Annotated in this window: 20 protein-coding genes; 11 read left to right on the forward strand and 9 right to left on the reverse strand. The window is 54.2% G+C overall.

Annotation, left to right across the window (positions count from 1 at the left end):
- The first annotated feature begins 302 nt into the window (after positions 1 to 302).
- From C8R31_RS01015 to thpR, 4 genes are all read left to right on the forward strand, one after another.
- Positions 303 to 1,505, forward strand: coding sequence for a 5'-methylthioadenosine/S-adenosylhomocysteine nucleosidase (locus C8R31_RS01015; RefSeq protein WP_107692230.1), 1,203 nt, complete (start codon positions 303 to 305; stop codon positions 1,503 to 1,505).
- Positions 1,506 to 1,533: 28 nt separating this feature from the next.
- Positions 1,534 to 2,244 (forward strand): 2-C-methyl-D-erythritol 4-phosphate cytidylyltransferase, encoded by a 711-nt coding sequence (gene ispD, locus C8R31_RS01020; RefSeq protein WP_107692231.1) that lies wholly within the window; start codon positions 1,534 to 1,536, stop codon positions 2,242 to 2,244.
- Positions 2,245 to 2,308: 64 nt separating this feature from the next.
- On the forward strand, positions 2,309 to 2,815 hold the full coding sequence (gene ispF / locus C8R31_RS01025; protein ID WP_107692232.1) for a 2-C-methyl-D-erythritol 2,4-cyclodiphosphate synthase: 507 nt from the start codon (positions 2,309 to 2,311) through the stop codon (positions 2,813 to 2,815).
- Positions 2,793 to 3,362 (forward strand): RNA 2',3'-cyclic phosphodiesterase, encoded by a 570-nt coding sequence (gene thpR, locus C8R31_RS01030; RefSeq protein WP_107692233.1) that lies wholly within the window; start codon positions 2,793 to 2,795, stop codon positions 3,360 to 3,362. The genes ispF and thpR overlap by 23 nt, the downstream gene beginning before the upstream one ends.
- Before the next feature lie 3 nt (positions 3,363 to 3,365).
- On the opposite strand, the gene C8R31_RS01035 is transcribed toward thpR, so the two are convergent.
- A complete protein-coding gene (locus tag C8R31_RS01035) occupies positions 3,366 to 3,806 on the reverse strand; it encodes a host attachment protein (RefSeq protein ID WP_107692234.1) in 441 nt (146 codons plus the stop codon).
- A gap of 130 nt (positions 3,807 to 3,936) precedes the next feature.
- On the opposite strand from C8R31_RS01035, the gene tsaB reads away from it, so the two are divergent.
- The 6 genes from tsaB (at position 3,937) to C8R31_RS01065 (ending at position 8,024) form a co-directional block, all read left to right on the forward strand.
- Positions 3,937 to 4,605, forward strand: a complete 669-nt coding sequence (gene tsaB, locus C8R31_RS01040; RefSeq protein WP_107692235.1) for a tRNA (adenosine(37)-N6)-threonylcarbamoyltransferase complex dimerization subunit type 1 TsaB — start codon at positions 3,937 to 3,939, stop codon at positions 4,603 to 4,605.
- Positions 4,602 to 5,063: a ribosomal protein S18-alanine N-acetyltransferase gene (rimI, locus tag C8R31_RS01045; RefSeq protein ID WP_107692236.1), complete on the forward strand. Its 462-nt coding sequence runs from the start codon at positions 4,602 to 4,604 to the stop codon at positions 5,061 to 5,063. The genes tsaB and rimI overlap by 4 nt, the downstream gene beginning before the upstream one ends.
- Positions 5,060 to 5,839 (forward strand): uracil-DNA glycosylase family protein, encoded by a 780-nt coding sequence (locus C8R31_RS01050; protein ID WP_107692237.1) that lies wholly within the window; start codon positions 5,060 to 5,062, stop codon positions 5,837 to 5,839. Before rimI ends, C8R31_RS01050 begins: the two co-directional genes overlap by 4 nt.
- Before the next feature lie 56 nt (positions 5,840 to 5,895).
- The gene (locus C8R31_RS01055) at positions 5,896 to 6,489 is read left to right on the forward strand and encodes a LemA family protein (RefSeq protein ID WP_107692778.1); all 594 of its coding nucleotides are present in this window, start codon (positions 5,896 to 5,898) and stop codon (positions 6,487 to 6,489) included.
- Between the two features lie 149 nt (positions 6,490 to 6,638).
- Positions 6,639 to 7,523 (forward strand): YgcG family protein, encoded by an 885-nt coding sequence (locus tag C8R31_RS01060; protein WP_107692238.1) that lies wholly within the window; start codon positions 6,639 to 6,641, stop codon positions 7,521 to 7,523.
- Entirely contained in the window at positions 7,524 to 8,024 is a 501-nt protein-coding gene (locus C8R31_RS01065) for a TPM domain-containing protein (RefSeq protein WP_107692239.1), read from the forward strand.
- 61 nt (positions 8,025 to 8,085) lie between these two features.
- On the opposite strand, the gene lplT is transcribed toward C8R31_RS01065, so the two are convergent.
- Positions 8,086 to 9,360, reverse strand: a complete 1,275-nt coding sequence (gene lplT, locus C8R31_RS01070) for a lysophospholipid transporter LplT (protein ID WP_107692240.1) — start codon at positions 9,358 to 9,360, stop codon at positions 8,086 to 8,088.
- A 163-nt stretch (positions 9,361 to 9,523) separates the two neighbouring features.
- On the opposite strand from lplT, the gene alr reads away from it, so the two are divergent.
- Positions 9,524 to 10,597 carry an alanine racemase gene (gene alr, locus C8R31_RS01075; protein WP_107692241.1) on the forward strand — a complete coding sequence of 358 codons (1,074 nt, stop codon included), beginning with the start codon at positions 9,524 to 9,526 and terminating at the stop codon, positions 10,595 to 10,597.
- Between the two features lie 91 nt (positions 10,598 to 10,688).
- Here alr and C8R31_RS01080 read toward each other — a convergent pair whose 3' ends face one another.
- The 7 genes from C8R31_RS01080 to C8R31_RS01110 form a co-directional block, all read right to left on the reverse strand.
- Positions 10,689 to 11,486, reverse strand: coding sequence for a peptidyl-prolyl cis-trans isomerase (locus tag C8R31_RS01080; RefSeq protein WP_107692242.1), 798 nt, complete (start codon positions 11,484 to 11,486; stop codon positions 10,689 to 10,691).
- Between the two features lie 12 nt (positions 11,487 to 11,498).
- Entirely contained in the window at positions 11,499 to 11,777 is a 279-nt protein-coding gene (locus C8R31_RS01085) for a BolA family transcriptional regulator (RefSeq protein WP_107692243.1), read from the reverse strand.
- A 5-nt stretch (positions 11,778 to 11,782) separates the two neighbouring features.
- The gene (locus C8R31_RS01090) at positions 11,783 to 12,085 is read right to left on the reverse strand and encodes a YciI family protein (RefSeq protein WP_107692779.1); all 303 of its coding nucleotides are present in this window, start codon (positions 12,083 to 12,085) and stop codon (positions 11,783 to 11,785) included.
- On the reverse strand, positions 12,085 to 12,630 hold the full coding sequence (locus C8R31_RS01095; RefSeq protein WP_107692244.1) for a septation protein A: 546 nt from the start codon (positions 12,628 to 12,630) through the stop codon (positions 12,085 to 12,087). Before C8R31_RS01095 ends, C8R31_RS01090 begins: the two co-directional genes overlap by 1 nt.
- A gap of 41 nt (positions 12,631 to 12,671) precedes the next feature.
- Positions 12,672 to 13,091 (reverse strand): peptide-methionine (R)-S-oxide reductase MsrB, encoded by a 420-nt coding sequence (gene msrB / locus C8R31_RS01100; protein WP_107692245.1) that lies wholly within the window; start codon positions 13,089 to 13,091, stop codon positions 12,672 to 12,674.
- 55 nt (positions 13,092 to 13,146) lie between these two features.
- Positions 13,147 to 14,352 (reverse strand): DUF2863 family protein, encoded by a 1,206-nt coding sequence (locus C8R31_RS01105; protein WP_107692246.1) that lies wholly within the window; start codon positions 14,350 to 14,352, stop codon positions 13,147 to 13,149.
- 545 nt (positions 14,353 to 14,897) lie between these two features.
- Positions 14,898 to 18,110, reverse strand: a complete 3,213-nt coding sequence (locus tag C8R31_RS01110) for an efflux RND transporter permease subunit (RefSeq protein WP_107692247.1) — start codon at positions 18,108 to 18,110, stop codon at positions 14,898 to 14,900.
- Positions 18,111 to 18,137 lie beyond the last annotated feature (27 nt).

An 18,137-nucleotide genomic window follows, 5' to 3' on the forward strand; every position in this document is an offset into this window, starting at 1 on the left:
TCGCTACCTACATATGACTTTATAGTCGACAAAGCCGGGGGGGGGGCAGCCACAAAGCTTCGGGGGTACAGAAATATTACGGTTTATCGAGGCAGCTACCCCGGGAACAAAAGCCTTAGTACTAACACAGCACAACGAGTTTATTAACGACGATGGTAGCAAAAAAACTCTACAAGACTTAGAGGACGAGCTTAAAGCCGAGTTTGGTGACGCATTTCTCGGAGTTATCTTCTATTCTGGCCCGGGCGGCAACTGGAGAAATGAGTTAATCTCAGCAATTTCTAGATCGATAGAGCTATAAATTGGCTTTTAAAATTCTCTTGGTCGATGATGATGCCGCGAAGGTTTCCGCAATAGTGAACTATCTCGGTACTCTTGAGATTCCGCATACATCTATAACAATAGCATCTAACGCTGTGCAAGCGAGAGAGGCTCTCAAAGGTCAGTTTGAGCTAATGCTTCTCGACTTAGTGCTTCCTTTGCGTACGAACGCTATGGCGAAGGCTGAAACTGGGCTAGAGTTACTTCGTACAATAGTCGAGGATGGCCAAATCTTTCCCCCTAGAACAATTATCGGTATTACAGCGGATCAGTCGGCGCTTGCCGATTCCGAGGAAGAGTTTCGGCGACTCACCTTTCAAATATTATTTGTTGATCTAGCAAAAACTGCGTGGAAGGAGTCACTTCAGTATGCAGTAAGCTTCATAAAAAATGCTCTCGCACGTGCTAAGCATTACGATATTGACGTTTGTTTTCTGGTCGCACTTCGGCAGCCAGAACTTGGAGCTATCGTAGATCTCCCTTGTGAATGGGAATCTGAGCGGCCATGCTATGGAGGCCCGTTAATTCGTCGTGGTAGCTACTTACTAGGAGGCAAACGTCGCAATTTTGTAGCTGCCCATGCACCTCAGATGGGTTCAGTAAGCTCCGCGTTAGCAACGTCTGCTTTAATCGCTGAATATCGACCACGTGTAATTTTGATGACAGGAATTTGCGGCGGTATTGAGCACGGTCTTAACTTGGGTGATTTGGTGATTGCCGAGAAAAGTTGGGACTGGCAAAGCGGTAAATGGAATGAGAATGGAGAATTTGAGCAAGCGCCGGACCAGATCACCGCTACGAGATCTCTTGTCGATGCGGCCCTCAGTGTTGAATCCGAGTTGCGCCCAATACATTTGAACTATGAGGCCCACCGACCACCTAAGGAACCGAAATTGCATTGTGGTCCGATGGTATCAGGGAGTGCAGTAGTGGCGGAGAAAGCAAAACACGCCTTATTTAAAAAACAGCATCGGAAAGCACTAGCGGTGGATATGGAGTGTTACGGAATGTACAGCGCTGCATTTGTATCGGGCGAGCCCAAGCCCGATTTCATCTGTGTTAAAAGTGTGTCTGACCTCGCGAACCGGGACAAGTCCGACGACTTGCAAAAATATTGTAGCTACATAACAGCGAGGTTTGCGCTAAAGACACTGGACCAATTCTTTACCAATCAAAAAGAATAAAAATCCGGGACGGATATTTAATTTATTAATGACAGTGCCTCTGACGCCAAACTTTTTCGTACTCATCCCCGCAGCTGGTTATGGCTCGCGCATGGGAGACGAACTTCCCAAGCAATATCTGCCACTGGCCGGCAGGCCCATGATTTCCTACACCTTGCGCACGCTTTGCGACTCCCCGCGAATATCCGCTGTTTTCGTAGTGCTTGCACCTGGCGATAGCGAATGGATTCGGCATGACTGGTCGGAATTTTCGCCCAAGCTGGTGGTTCTCGAATGCGGAGGCGCAACCCGAGCCGAAAGCGTCCTAAATGGTCTTGGCGCTGCCCGCCTGATGTCATCCATTGCAGATAACGACTGGGTACTGGTGCATGATGCGGCGCGACCATGCTTGGGAAACGCACAGCTCGACAAATTGATGGATGAGTTGGCTGACGATGAGGTGGGCGGGCTGCTCGCTGTTCCGGTGGCAGATACGCTGAAGCGCAGCGATCCCAATGGTCGCGTTGAACGCACAGAATCCAGGGAAAAATTATGGCAGGCGCAAACCCCCCAGATGTTTCGTTTCAAGTTGCTGCTGGAGGCTTTGAGCATGAGTGGCGGTGCAGCGATGACCGACGATGCGGGTGCAATTGAGGCGCTCGGCCTTCACCCCAAGCTCGTTTTAAGCGATGTGCGCAACCTGAAAGTGACCTACCCCCAGGACCTGGCCCTGGCCGAATTGATACTTAAGAATCGTTGATAATTAAAACGGCAGCGGCTGCGGCTTCGTACGGGCTGCCGAAGTGGAGCGGAGAGAAGGCATAGTGAGCAAATTCAGAATCGGGCAAGGTTTCGATGTGCATCAGCTGGTTGAAGGCCGCAAGCTTATCATCGGCGGGGTCGATATCCCTCACGAGAAGGGTCTTCTTGGGCATTCGGACGCGGACGTGCTGCTCCACGCAGTTTGCGATGCGCTTCTCGGAGCAGCCGCGCTGGGGGATATTGGCCGTCATTTCTCGGACACCGATCCACGTTACAAGAATATCGACAGTCGGGTGCTGCTGCAAAGCGTGGGACGTCTGTTGATGGAGCATGGATATAAAGTAACCAATATTGATGCGACCATCATTGCCCAAGCCCCGAAAATGGCGTCGCACATCGCTGGGATGGTGGGCAATATTGCCCAGGATCTCGGAATGGAAGCCGGGGACATCAATGTAAAGGCCAAGACGGCCGAGCGTCTGGGTCCCGTTGGCCGGGGCGAGGGGATCGAGGCTGAAGCGGTATGCCTGATTTCACGGATGGATCATGCAGACGACCGAGAAAAGTAATGCCATCAGGAAACAAACTGCTCGTGTTTTTTTTGCAATTTGGCCTGACAATAAAACGCAAAAGCAACTGGGCAAGCTGATAGAACAGTTGCAGCTGGAGGCGCGCTGCGGCGGCCGGAAGACTAAACTGCAAAACATTCACCTTACGCTGGTGTTTTTGGGTGAGGTTGATGCTGACGGGCTTGCAGCACTATGCCAGGTGGCGGATGAAATCAGGAATTCCGGAGCGCGGGCTTTTGATTTTAGTATCGAAGAAATCGGCTGCTGGAAACACAATCACATCGTTTACCTCGCATCCCGCGAAGTTCCCGCGGAACTTTCCAATCTGGTGACGAGGTTAAAAAATGGCGTCTCAGCCGCCGGATTTTCGGTGGAGCGAAGGCCTTACGCGCCGCACATTACATTGATGAGAAACGCTCTCTGCCGGAGTTTGCCTGAGTTGCCCGAGCCGATTACCTGGCGGGCAAGGGAATGGTTGCTTGTCAAATCGCAACAGACCAGCGGCGGCTCTGCTTATGCTCCTGTTGGCCGCTGGTCATTGGAATAAATATCAGAGGTAAATACAGGTTTCCAATCGTCTTGCCAGATTTTTCTCGCTGGTTCGAGTGTAATCCTTTTCAAAGGTATCGCTTACCAGGTTGCGCACATGGCTGCCCAGGTTGTTATTGATCAGGCCGATGAATGGCGCTGATACAACGAGGATTAAGCGGTGGTAGCTGTTCGTGGTGCGTCCGTGCTCAAGTTCCCGCGCAAGCCGCGAGGCAAAATTCTGAGCTTCATTTTGTTTCGGATCAGTGGCAGGTACATAAGAGCCGCGGCCGTTGCCGTTATTTCTGTTGTGTCCGGGACGATCAGAAACGAGATCAACCCTTTTTTCCCGGCTGGCGTCGTGCCTGAATTCCTTGAGTTTCTGTAGTCCCTTCTTGGGTCCGTAATTTGCATAAAGATAAGCTGCGCTTGCGTTTGCGACGAGAATCCACGTGATGCTCATGACTCCTCCATGCGATATGATAAAGTGGAAGGACGCGACTCAGCCTTAATAAGGACAGTAAGTTCGCAGTACAAGTTTCCATCCAAAAGGTGCATAAAATCAACCTAATTTTTAATTTTTTTTACACGCGTTGAAAATTCTCGCAATCGATACGTCCACCGAATACTGTTCGGTTGCGCTGCTGGATGGCGAAATAACGAGCCAGGAGCTTCTTGCCGGACAGCGGCACTCGGAACTGGTTTTGCCAATGGTAAAGCGGATACTGAATGAGGCCGGGCTGACACTGGCACAGCTGGGCGGTATCGCCTTTGGTGCCGGACCGGGTTCCTTCACCGGCCTGCGCATCGCTTGCGGGGTAGTGCAGGGTCTGGCGTTTGGCGTGGGCTTGCCGGTGATGGGCATATGCACGTTGGAAGCCTTGGCGCACGAGGCTGGGGGAAAGTCAGTCATTGCCGTGCTAGACGCGCGCATGAGCGAGATTTATCATGCAGCCTACGAAAAGACGGCAGCAGGATGGCGATCGGTAAGCGAGCCCGCTCTGTGCCAGCCGGGCAATGCGCCTCTGGTGCAGGGTACCGAATGGACGGGTTGCGGCAGTGGTTTTGACTTGTATGATAAAGTTTTGCTCGACCGTTATCGCGGACAGGTTCGCCACATTGTGCCCGGGCTGCGGCCCCATGCGCGGGCGATGGTTGAACTGGCAGCGCCCCGTTTCGCAGCAGGGCTGGGTATCGATCCTGCCGATGCCGCTCCACTTTATGTCCGAAATAAAGTAGCTCTGAAGGAGAAGGAGCGATGAGCGCCCAACTGCAGGAGATGCCGCGAATCAGGCGAATGATTCCGACTGATCTTGATGCGGTGGTCGCCATCGAACGTGAAGTTTTTCTTTTCCCCTGGACGCGCGGCAACTTCAGCGATTCAATTGAATCCGGCTATCATTGCCTTGTTCTGGAACAGGGTGGGGAGGTCTTCGGATACGGCGTCATGACGATTGGGGCCGAAGAAGCCCATCTTCTGACGCTCAGTATCGCCTCAGGGTCGCAACGGAAGGGCTGGGGCGAAAGGTTGTTGCGGGAATTTATCCACATTGCGCGCGAGCGCCTTGCGCGGACAATGTTTCTGGACGTGCGGGAGTCCAACCGCTCGGCTGCCCGGCTATACGAGCGGCTCGGGTTCAGGCAGATCGGCAAACGCAGGGGTTATTATCCCGCAATGGGGGGCCGGGAAGATTCGTTGGTGATGGAGTTGGTATTATGAGCACAGGCGACCCCAGGCACGCGAGGCGCAAGCTGTTGCTCGACGAGTTGGGCTTGACGCCATTGTGGCGAGCCAGGGATGCCGGCCGGCCTGAGGCGGTTGATATCCGCCCGACAGCAATCGAAGATTCTGCTGTTCAGACAGGCTCGAGACAAGCCGATACGTCCCACGTCGATGTGCTGAAAGAGCGGCGTGCAGAAATTCTGCGGATGGGTTGGGAACAGCTTCAGGCGAGCGTAGCTGGTTGCGTTGCATGCCCATTGTGCGAGTCGCGCTCTCGTACCGTATTTGGCGTCGGCGACCCAAACGCGGACTGGCTGTGCGTGGGAGAAGGCCCAGGTGCCCAGGAAGATGCGACTGGAGAACCGTTCGTTGGGCCGGCTGGCCATCTGCTTGACAACATGCTCGCCGCTATCGATCTGAAACGCGGCCGGAATGTTTTTATCACAAACATCGTAAAATGCCGCCCGCCCGGCAACCGCGAACCCGCTCCCGACGAAGCGGACCGTTGCGAGCCTTACCTGGCGCGACAAATTGAGCTCATCCGCCCCAAGCTGATCATTGCACTGGGGAAAACTGCCGCCAGCAATCTGCTGCATACCAATGCCAGTCTCTCAAGCCTGCGCGCCAGGCTTCATCAATATCTGGATATACCCGTCATCGTCACTTACCATCCGGCATACCTTCTCCGCAATCTGCCGGCCAAGGCAATGGTGTGGGAGGACTTGTGCTTTGCCAGAAGTACGATGACCACGCTATTGCAATTGGAGAACTGATCCCCATCTAATTCAGGAACGTAATTTATGTGAAACCGCTTTCCAGAGATGAACCCATGAATAATCTGTTGCGGACCGTGACATTGCTTCTTGCGCTGACCTTGAGCGGATGCGGCTACAATACCTTGCAATCTACCGATGAGCAAATCAGGGCGGGCTGGTCTGAAGTCCTGAATCAGTATCAGCGCCGCGCTGATCTTATTCCCAATCTAGTAAACGTAGTCAAGGGTTTTGCCGCACAGGAAAAGGACGTACTCCTGGGCGTGACCAATGCCCGCGCCAAGGTCGGCAGTATCCAGGCCACACCAGAACTGATCAACGACCCCGAGGCGTTCGCAAAATTTCAGAGTGCTCAGGGTGAACTGTCGAGCGCGTTATCGCGTTTGCTGGTGATAGCCGAGAATTACCCGCAACTCAAATCCGACGCTAATTTTCGCGAATTACAGGCGCAACTGGAAGGTACCGAAAATCGTATTGCCGTTGCCCGCAACCGTTATATCAAGGCGGTGCAGGATTACAACGTCGTGGTGCGCTCGTTCCCGACCAATCTTACCGCAATGATCTTCGGCTACAAGGTGAAACCCAGCTTCGCCGTGGAAAACGAGAAGGAAATATCCACTGCACCGAAGGTCGATTTCAGCAGACCATAAACGAACGGCGGGAGGTGAAACGGGGTGGCCGGCCGGGTCGAGCATACCTGATTGGCTGACTGCTGGTATGTGTGGCTAATCCCGCTGCGCTTCCTGGTTCCAATGTACGCCTTACCTTTTCCTTTTGACGACATTTCAACCTTTCCGACATGACTCTCACTGGAAGAAAAATCCTCGCGTTCATCGCTCTGTTTTTCTTTACCTCCCTGTCAATGGCGGAAGTTGCGGTGCCGCCGCTCGGATCCCGCGTCACCGACCTGACTGGAACGCTTAGCCCGACCGAGACCGCTCGATTAGAGCAAAAGCTGGCTGCCTTCGAAGCTAAAAAAGGTAGCCAGATCGCGGTACTGATTGTTCCCACCACTCATCCTGACACCATTGAACAGTATTCGATTCGTGTGGCTGAAACCTGGAAGTTGGGACGAAAGGGCATTGATGACGGGGTTTTGCTACTTATCGCGAAGCAGGATCGAACCGTTCGCATCGAGGTAGGGTATGGTCTGGAAGGCGTACTTCCAGATGCGGTAGCCAAGCGAATAGTCGAAGAAACAATTATTCCCATGCTCAGGCAAGGTAATTTCGCAGCCGCGATTGAGGCCGGGATTGACCGGGTGACGAGCGTGATCGAGGGAGAGTCGCTGCCGGCACCTCAGCCAGGACGCGGTACCGTGTCTACCGGGGTGGGCGTTGTTCTGGATAATATTATCTTCGTATTTATCGCACTCATTGTCGTGGGCAAAATCCTCCAGTCCCTATTTGGACGCGTGATCGGTTCCACTGTTATAAGTGCCGCCGCGGGATTCATAGGCTGGCTGGTCTTTTCGTCCATTCTCGTCGGGATAATTATTGCTATTCTTGCGTTCTTTCTGACCTTGTTCGGAAATTCGGGCGGAGGAATTTCGCGAGGAGGGCCGGGAGGCTGGTATGGCGGTTATGGCGGCGGCATGGGCGGCAGGGGTGGCTTTGGTGGGGGAGGCGGGTTTGGTGGCGGCGGCGGGGGGTTCGGTGGTGGCGGCGCCTCGGGGAGGTGGTAGGTGAACTTAGCGCGCATTCTGCGGCATCTTGCTGCGGGACGGATGGCGCTGCGTCGGTTGTTCCCCGCTTCTGCGTTGGTGGCGATTGAGCAGGCCATTGAATCATCTGAAGTCAGCCATGGCGGAGAAATCCGTTTCGCAGCTGAGTCGGGTTTGCAGCTTCTGTCCTTGCTTAAGGACCAACCAGCGCGGGAGAGGGCGATAGAAGTTTTTTCCCAACTCGGCGTTTGGGACACGGAGCACAACAATGGGGTACTGATCTATTTACTGGTCGCCGACCGGGATGTCGAAATCGTCGCTGACCGGGGTATCAATATGAAAGTCGGCAGGGAAAAGTGGGAGCTTATCTGCCGTGAAATGGAAGGCGCGTTCAGTCAGGGAAAGTTCGAATCAGGAGTGATTGCCGGAATCCGGGCTGTCGGCGCGCATTTGCGGGAACATTTTCCCTCAGAGCAGAGTGAGCAGCAAAATGAGCTGACCGACAGACCGGTTATCTTATAGCGTTATCAGACAGCGCATCGTGTTTGTCAGCCGCAAACGTTCTGTGACCCGGCAGCGATCGTCAATGACCTTTATGAGCGCCGATCAGATGAAGAGAGTCCTCAATGCTCTGGTTGCGCAGGTGCCACCGTCGTATCACCGTCATAGTCACTGCCACGAAAAGACCAAACAGAACGATTACCGTGTAAACGTGGACGTCGAAGCTTACCAACAACGCATAGAGTGCCAACATTGCAAGGATGCTCAGGTTCTCATTGAAATTCTGCACGGCAATAGAGTGGCCCGCGCCCATCAGTATATGTCCCCGGTGCTGTAGCAGTGCGTTCATCGGCACTACAAAGAATCCAGCCAGTCCGCCAATCAACATTAAAAGCCCGATAGCAATCCAAAGATCGTGCGCAAGGATCATCGCCATTACCACGATACCCATGGCGATACCCAGCGGAATCACCCGTACGGAATGGCGTAGCGATACGAGGCGGGCGGCAAGTACCGCGCCGACTGCGATCCCGACGGCAACAACGCCTTGCAATTGCGCGGCTTTGCTTAAGGGGTAGCCAAGAGCGGCATCGGCCCATTTCAACACGATAAATTGCAGGGTTGCGCCCGCGCCCCAAAACAGCGTTGTCACGGCAAGCGAAATTTGCCCCAGTTTGTCCGTCCACAGCAGTTTCATGCAGTGACTAAATTCGTGCACCAGAAACATCGGGTTTTTCTTCAGAATGCGGTGATCAACTCCCGTATTGGGAATGTACAGATTGAAGATCGCGGCGGTGCTATAAAATACCGCGATGAGCAGAATACCCGCTTCGGCGACCGTATTAATGCCCGTATCAATTAGTGGAAGGTCGAACCCCAGAAGCATGGCGGAGACTGCGGGCGAGATCAGCAGCCCACCCAATACTGTTCCCAGGACGATGGAAGCCACCGTTAATCCTTCGATCCAGCCATTTGCGATGACCAGCTTCTCGGGCGGCAGCAGTTCCGTGAGTATCCCGTACTTGGCCGGGGAATACGCGGCTGCGCCGAGTCCCACGACCGCGTAAGCGGCGAGGGCGAAGTACTGGTGCGATGCTAGAAAAAGCAGACTGCAGCCGAGGATCTTGATCGTATTGCTGATGAACATCACGCGCCCTTTCGCCATGGAATCGGCGAAGGCCCCCACAAAAGGCGCGAGAATCACATAAAACAGAACAAATACGAACTTCAGCATCGGCGTAAGATACGCGGGAGCATGTAATTCCACCAGAAGCGCTATGGCGACCACCAGCAGCGCGTTATCCGCCAGCGAAGAGAAAAACTGCGCCGCCATGATAGTATAAAATCCGCGTTTCAACTTGTTCTCCCGATTACGGTTTCAGCTCAGGCGTGGATTATACAATGGTCATCCATCGCTATTCCGAAGAGAAAAATTTATATCATGAAACTGCCAACGCTTCCAACCGCCAGGGCAAGGATTCAGCTCTGATGCCGGGATTTTGATAAACCTGCGTATACCAATGCCACGTCCACTTAAGGCACTCATCGATCTTTGCGCGCTCGAGCATAACTTATCCGTGGTTCGCCATCATGCTCCCCATTCGCGCGTAATGGCCGTCATCAAAGCCGATGCGTATGGGCATGGCCTGTTGCGAGCCGCCGAGGCGCTGGCGGGCGCAGAAGGTTTCGCCATGCTCGAACTGGACGCTGCCGTACGTTTGCGGGAGGCAGGCTACCGGCAGACCATATTGCTGCTCGAAGGTTTTTTCGACATCGATGAATTGGCCTGGATCGAGCAATACCGCTTAAGTACCGTCATCCACAATCGCGAGCAGATCGCAATGCTATCCGCAGCCCGAGTTCGGGGCAGGCTAGACGTTTTTTTGAAGCTCAATACCGGCATGAACCGCTTGGGCTTTCCGCTTGAGCAATTTGCCGCTGCGCTGGAAACGCTTCGCTCCAATTCCATGGTGGGTCAGATTACTCTCATGACGCATTTTGCCTGTGCCGATGAGCCACAGAAGGGAGAAAGCGTATCCGTTCAAGTAGAACGCTTCAACGCGGCGGGAAAGGGGTGGCGTTTGCCGCGCTCACTGGCTAATTCTGCCGCTATTTTGCGCTATCCCGAAACACATGCAGACTGGGTTCGTCCCGGCATCATGTTGTATGGTGCCTCTCCGGTTGCAGGCACATCAGCCGCAGAGCTGGATTTGCAGCCGGCAATGACAGTATCCAGCAAGATAATCGCAGTGCAAACCCTTAAATCGGGCGAGGGAGTCGGCTATGGCCATACTTTCCGCCCCAGCGGTTCGCTGAGAGTAGGGGTTGTGGCCGGTGGCTATGCCGACGGCTATCCTCGTCATGCGCCTACCGGCACGCCGGTACTGGTGAACGGGAGGCGCACGCGTCTCGTGGGGCGCGTGTCCATGGACATGTTACACGTGGATCTGAGCGGAATCGAGGATGCAGGAGTGGGTAGTCCGGTAATACTTTGGGGCCGGGACATGCCTATCGATGAGGTGGCACAGGCAGCGGAGACGGTTCCCTATGAGTTGATGTGTGCGCTTGCGCCCCGAATGCAGAAAGTCACGTGATTGCCACGCGCAATACGATCGTACCATTAGGTATAAAAAAAGGCAGCCTAGAGACTGCCTTTTATTTGAGACTGCTTGAGCTTTTCCGAGATTATTCTACCTTGGCTTTTGCGCGAAGGTCGTTGACCGCAGAAGCGAATTGCCGTTGCAATACACGTTGCGCCAGATTTTGCTTTATCTCCTCAAATGGCGGAACCTTCAGGGGCCGCACATCATCCAGCCGGATCACGTGATAGCCAAAGTTGGTATGCACGGGCTGTTCGGTGAGCTGGCCCTTGCTCAGCTTGGTCAGGGCTTCCCCAAACGGCTGAACGTAGCTTGCCGCGGGGCTCCATTCGAGTTCGCCACCCTTGGCCTTGCTGCCCGTGTCGAGAGATTTTTCCTGCGCAATCTTCTCAAGCTTTGCGCCTTTTTTAATTTTAGCGATGATGTCCTTTGCTTCCGCCTCGGACCCCACCAGGACATGATGAGCTTTGTATTCCTTATCGCCCATCTGCGCTTTCACCGCTTCATATTCCTTGCGCAGTTCGTCATCATTTACCGGATGACTCTTTATGTAATCGACCTGGTATGCCCTAACGAGGGCTGTCTGGCGTGCCATCTCAAGCTGGGTTACGAAATCGGGGTCCTTGTCCAATCCTTTTTTCAACGCCTCCTGAGCGATCACTTCTTCCGTTATCAGATCGTCACGCAAGGTTTTCCTGGTTTCAGGGCTATCCGGCTGACCCTGAAGGGTGCGCGCCTTAACAATGAACTCGAGGCGGGACTGAGGAACTGCTACGCCATTTACTTTGGCCAGGGATGAGCCGGATTGAGCCTGAACAGTTGTTGCGGCAATCAGGCCACAAATGCCGAGCGCCGTTAATCGAGAAAGTTTCGTAAAATGCATAGGGCTTCCTTGTCAGTGGATCAAATCGGATTCTTCGGGAGTATACGCTTTTACGCTGAGCGCGTGAATATCCTTGTGCATCAACTCGCGCAGCGCACCGTACACCAGGCGATGGCGCGCAACTGCGGTCTTACCCGAAAACTGGCAGGAAACAATGGTCACAGAGTAGTGTCCGCCCCCGCCTCTGGCGCCTGCATGTCCGGCATGCTTGGCGCTGTCATCAATAATGTCTATTTTCGCCGGCTCAAGTGCTGCGAGCTTCTGCCTGATCAAATCTGTCGTGTCGCTCATTGGGTTCAGGATGGCATTATTTTTTTGAATGGCTTGACGGTTACCTTTGCATATACACCCGAGGTGGCATACGGATCGTTCTCTGCCCAGGTTCGCGCCGCTTCCAGCGATTCAAATTCCGCAACGATCAGACTTCCGGAAAACCCGGCGGGGCCGGGGTCGGGGCTATCGATCGCCGGGTGCGGCCCTGCCAAAATAAGACGTCCCTCATCCTGTAATGCCTTGATGCGTTCCAAGTGCGCAGGGCGGGCAGCAAGTCTTTTTTCCAGGCTATCCGGAATGTCCTCTCCCTGTATCGCGTAAGGCATCATATTTCTTTATCCTCGTTTTCTTCCATATATTTTCCCAGCATCAGGCCTTGAGCTACGACGAACACCAGCATCAGGCCCATAAACCCGAACAGCTTGAAATTAACCCAGGTTTCAGTGGAGTAATTGAAAGCGACATAGAGATTAGCCGCTCCCATCGAGGCGAAGAATGCCGCCCAGCTGGCGTTGAGGCGAGCCCATATAGGCTCGGGCAGCGCGATCTGCTCTTTCATCATCACACGGATCAAATTCTTCTTGAAAACCGCATGGGCCAAAAGCAGTGTAGCGGCGAACAGCCAGTAGAGCACTGACGGTTTCCATTTGATGAAAGTCTCGTCTTGAAGAATGAGTGTCGCGCTGCCAAAGATCACGATGATTACAAGGCTTACCCAAAGCATGGTATCGACCTTGCGGTGGCGAAACCATACCCACCCGATCTGCCCGAACGTGGCGGCGATGGCTACTGCAGTGGCGGTGTAAATCCCATAAATCTTGAACGCAACGAAAAATAGGATGACCGGAAAGAGATCAAAAAGAAACTTCATAAATGGCCAGCTGTGTCTGTCGCAATAGTTTGATGAAGTAATTATTCTAGCTCGTTATGTAGCTTATTATACGGCTCGAGCTTGAGCGATGTTGAATTGATGCAGTACCGCAAACCGGTTGGCTCGGGTCCATCGTCGAACACATGTCCCAGATGGGCGTCGCAACGCGCGCAGAGCACTTCGGTACGACGTGTGAAAAAGCTTTGGTCTTCCCGGGCGGCAACGGTATCCGGCTCCAGCGGTTGCCAGAAAGAGGGCCAGCCGGTACCGGAATCAAATTTGCTCTCCGAATCAAATAAGGGGGCTCCACAGCAGACACAGCGGTATATTCCGCGGTCGCGACAATTCCAGTATTCCCCGGAAAACGCCCGTTCGGTGCCTTTTTGTCTGCAAACCTGATATTGCTGCGGCGTCAGTTGTTTTTGCCATTCCTGTTCCGATTTCGCGATTTTGTCCGTCATGATGAGCTGCCTCCTCGTAAAAAGCTCACGCTGAGTCCATGTTTCAGAATGAGTCTTAATGGAGATGTATGGGCGTTACCTCGCCTTCTTCAGGAAACTCCGCGTGGACGACTTCGCCATCAGGGTTAGGAAATAGCGGGGCACCGCACTCTTCGCAGTACTCGAGAAGGAAACGCGTCTGCAACAGCGTTGTATGAGTCACGCCACATTCCCGCAGTGTCGCTTCGATTTGAGAGACGATGTCACTGTTGTCATCCTCATCCCCGACGAGTGCCCAAACAATGCCGTAGAGCACGTCATCCCGGTCCTTGAGCGTGAAGCCTACGCGGTATTCCTCCAGCCATTGATCATAAAAGGGCGCAATGACCGCGCGTAGACTGTCCGGAGAAATATTGAGCGTGGTTTGCAGAAAATCAATGGTGGCATGCATGGAATACGGCCGAGCTAGCCGGTCGGCCATGCGCCACGCGGAAAAAAAACCGTCGGGCATCAGCAATTCAAACGCGCACCCCTGAAACAGGGGCCGCAGAACTTCTACGCCGTGTGATTGCCATTCATGCAATATATCTTCTTTCGAAAGCTTCGAACCAACTGGGCCGCTACCCGCCTGGTCAGTCTCTTGCCAGCGAAACATGGGGTTTCCCTGTGGCGTGGCAATTGCGCCGAGCAGATAGCGGGTATCGGAGAGAAAGCGCCCGGTTTCGGCAAGCTGGCCGGGATTCATGTGCAAGTCGCGTTCTCCCGTTAATGCCGCGGCCCAAAGCCTGGTGGCCAACTCGTGTGTAAGATGATAGCCGCGGGGCAACTGGTCCGGGCTGAACAGGCAATCGGCCAGCGCGAACCGAACATCCGCCGCCAGCACATGCGTTTGCAACTGAACGCGCAAGTTTGCGAGTATTGGTCCCGCAATTGGCCCGGAAGGGATGGAGAAGCGGGACCAGGTCAGCACCGGTACCGCAAACATGAGCATGTCGTAACTGCGGTCGTCGCGCGTTAAGAAAGTGCATTCAATTGCGGCCTCAATCGCGTAGATAAACTCGCTATAAGCCGCGGGATCGGTATCGTAGAGCTGATCCAACGCCGCTTCAAGGTTTTGATCGTCACCCGTGCGCAACTGGGCGTGAATCTTTGCCGCCAGCCGGTTTTCCCAGAATGCATCTTCTATGCGGCTTCCAGAAGCCGCAAGCCCCGCCGCAAGGCGGGAAAGCTCCTGAACAACCCGGGGGGACTTGGTGCGATGAGGGACACGGGACTTTTTCATAAGATGGGTTCGTGGCCGTTAAAAAAACATTTTAACCTAAATCGATGGGTGGGAAGCAGGGCCGCTCGCCGCCCGTTTGGTCGCCCCGCTATGAATCAAAGGTTTCAGCCAACGAAATGCGTTTTTCGCCTGTCCTGGTGATCTTGACTATGTGTGGACAATGCCCGGCAACACTTGATGAGTTTTGACACCGGATTGTTCACCTTGCTCGACGGTTAAGGGTGGCGAATGATCTGACCGGCTTTGCCGGCTTCTGAATGCAAGTGGGCATCAGTATACACAGCGCTTTCTTGACATGGCCTACGACGTGCTTGTGGACCTCGGCACGGTGGCAACAAGCGGACTTATCTTCTGCCCGGCTGGTTTTGGCTTGAATTACATGTGAGCCGAGCTATTGCTGTCGCTATTCACGTGGGACACAGGTGCCTGTTGCGCGACTCCAATCGGGGCGACACTCGATGTAATTCTCGTCGGGATCATCTGCGCGACGGATTTCTGCCGGGAAACATTTGAGGCTCGCAGTTGGAGGCAAGGCAATATGCGGGTCACTTTACGATCGTTCCCTGCTCCAGCGGAACCGGACTTTTTCTCGAAGTAGCCGACACATCCCTCCCGTGAACCAGATGGTACAGCACCGGCAATACCAGCAGTGTCAGTGCGGTGGAGGACAGAATGCCTCCTATCACCACCGTAGCGAGCGGTCGCTGCACCTCCGCCCCCGTACTGGTGGCCAAGGCCATTGGAATGAAGCCGATTGCTGCTACCAGTGCTGTCATCAGTACCGGGCGCAATCGGGTGAAAGCGCCGGTTTCAATAGCTTCATCCAGCCCCCATCCTTTCTCCCGCAGATCCCGGATAAAGGCCAGCATTACCAGGCCGTTCAACACCGCTACACCGGACAATGCGATAAATCCCACTCCCGCAGAAATGGACAAAGGAATATCTCGCAACCACAAAGCCAGAACGCCTCCGCTGAGCGCAAATGGGACTCCGGTAAACATCAGCAACCCATCCCGAAAATTCCCGAACATCGTATAAAGCAGAACGAGAATGAGGCCAAGGGCGAGTGGAATAACGATCTGAAGTCGCTGGGCGGCTGAAATCAGTTGCTCGAATTGTCCTCCCCATGTCACCCAATATCCGGAGGGGACCTGCACCTTTTCAGCAACCCGTGCTTCCGCTTCGTTTACGAAAGAACCGAGATCTCGGCCTCGGACGTTAGCGGTGACTACTACTCGACGTTTGCCGTTTTCCCGACTCACCTGGTTGGGGCCCTGGACGATCTCAAGATTGGCCACCTCGCCTAACAGGACGTAGCCGAAGGCATTGGCCGTAGCTGCGCCGCCTATGTTGGAAGCGGGTAACCTGATCGGCAGCCGTTTGAGTGCTTCGATATCGCTACGCATGGATTCGGGCAGTCGAACCTGAAGGTCGAAGCGGCGATCACCCTCATAAATAAGGCCCGCACTCCTCCCGGAGATCCCCATGGTTCCTCCGATTCCGATAGTGACAGCATCCTGGACATCCGCACCGTTCAAGCCGTAGCGCGCCATTTTTGCTCGATCCATCTGGATGGAAAGCACCGGTAATCCCGTGATCTGTTCGGTTCGCACATCCGCGGCGCCGGGGACGGTATTGAGAACCTTCTCGATCTGCTCTCCCACGTCAAGCAGCGTATCCATGTCATCGCCAAACACTTTCACCGCGACATCCGCGCGCACGCCCGATAGCAGTTCATTGAAACGCATCTGAATCGGCTGAGTGAACTCGTAGTTATTACCTGGTATCTCTTGCACTGCTTTTTCAATAGAGGCTACCAGCTGTGCCTTGGTGTGGTGCGGCCCCGGCCAGTCTGATTCAGGTTTAAGAATGACAAAGATGTCGGCAACGCTTGGCGGCATCGGGTCGGTTGCAATCTGAGCGACTCCGATCTTGGAAAAGGTCCTCTCCACCTCGGGAAATGCTTTGATCTTCTTCTCTACCTCATTCTGCATTTCAATGGATGTAGTCAGGCTTGTGCCGACAATGCGTATCGCGTGCAGCGCAATATCTCCCTCGTTAAGACTGGGCACAAACTCAGTGCCCATCCTGGTTGTCAGAAGGCCCGAGAGCACCACAATCACCACGGCGAGGGTAACCGTGAGACCCTTGTTGCGCATGGTAGCGGCAAGCATGGGTACGTAGACTTTCTTCGCCCAAATCACTGCCGGACTTTCCTTTTCTGCCACTTTGCCGGAGAGAAAGAGCGCGATTGCCGCCGGCACAAATGTCACCGAGAGGATCATCGCCCCCAGTAGCGCGATTACTACCGTGAATGCCATGGGGTGGAACATTTTTCCTTCCACTCCCGAGAGCGCGAAGATGGGCAGATAGACCACCATGATAATAAGCTCCCCATAAATCAGGACCCGGCGCGCTTCCCTGGATGCATCAAAAACGATCGAAAAGCGCTCGGTGGGCGTGAGTTCCCGTCCCCGCCTTTGCTGCTCATGGGCCAGATGGCGGATACTGTTTTCGATAATGACGATGGCGCCGTCCACGATGATGCCGAAGTCGAGCGCACCCAGGCTCATCAGGTTGGCGCTCACATGGTTAGCCACCATACCGCTAAAGGTGAACAGCATGGAAAGCGGGATGACAAGCGCAGCGATGAACGCTGCCCGCAAGTTGCCGAGGAACAGGAACAACACTACAATCACCAGAGCCGCGCCCTCAAGCAGATTGGTGGCGACGGTTCGAATAGACTTATCTACCAGGACGGTCCGATCATAGACGGGGGTGATGACTATCCCTGCGGGCAAATTTCGGTTAATTTCTGCCAGCTTGTTGGCGACCGCTTGAGAGACGGCGCGGCTGTTCTCGCCGATCAGCATGTGCGCGGTGCCCAGCACCACTTCTTCGCCGTTCTGAGTGGCGGCCCCGCTTCGCAGCTCCTTGCCGATAATCACATCGGCGACATCCTTGATGCGTATCGGCACCCCTTGGCGGTTTCCCAGAATGATATCTGCGATCTCGTCCAGGTTTGCTACTTGGCCAGGTATCCGAACCAGATGCTGCTCGCCGCTTTTTTCGATATAACCCGCGCCGACATTGAGATTATTGCGTTCCAGCGCGAGGACGACATCCTGCAGCGTCAGACCGAAAGACAGCAGCTTTTCAGGATAAGGCGTTACGTGGTACTGCTTGACGAAGCCGCCGATCGCGTTCACTTCGGTAACGCCTCTGACCATGCGCAGTTGAGGCCGGATGATCCAGTCCTGAATTTCGCGCAGGTCCGTCGTGCTATACGCCGAACCGTCCGGTTTTAATGCATCTTCCTCGGCATCGACCGTCCACATGACTATTTCGCCCAATCCGGTAGAGATTGGCCCCATCGTGGGTGCGATCCCCGCAGGCAGGTTGCCCTGCGCCTCCTGAATTCGCTGGTTCACCAGCTGGCGCGCGAAATAAATGTCAGTACCATCCTCAAAAATAACCGTGACTTGCGACAGCCCATAGCGCGAGATGGAGCGTGTATGGTGCAGATGGGGAAGCCCGGCCATCACTACCTCGATGGGAAAGGTCACGCGCTGCTCGGCTTCCACCGGAGAATATCCCGGTGCCGCGGTATTGATTTGGACCTGAACGTTGGTAATGTCCGGCACCGCATCAATAGGCAGCCTCTGGTAGCTATATATACCCAGTGCCGCCATCGCCAGCACCCCTCCGAGCACGAACCCTCGTTGCTGTATCGATATGCGTAAAATCCGTTCAATCATGATCTGTGACCTTGGTTACTCTCAGCT

This window comes from Nitrosospira sp. Nsp2 (genome assembly GCF_003050965.1).
Classification (GTDB): Bacteria; Pseudomonadota; Gammaproteobacteria; order Burkholderiales; family Nitrosomonadaceae; genus Nitrosospira.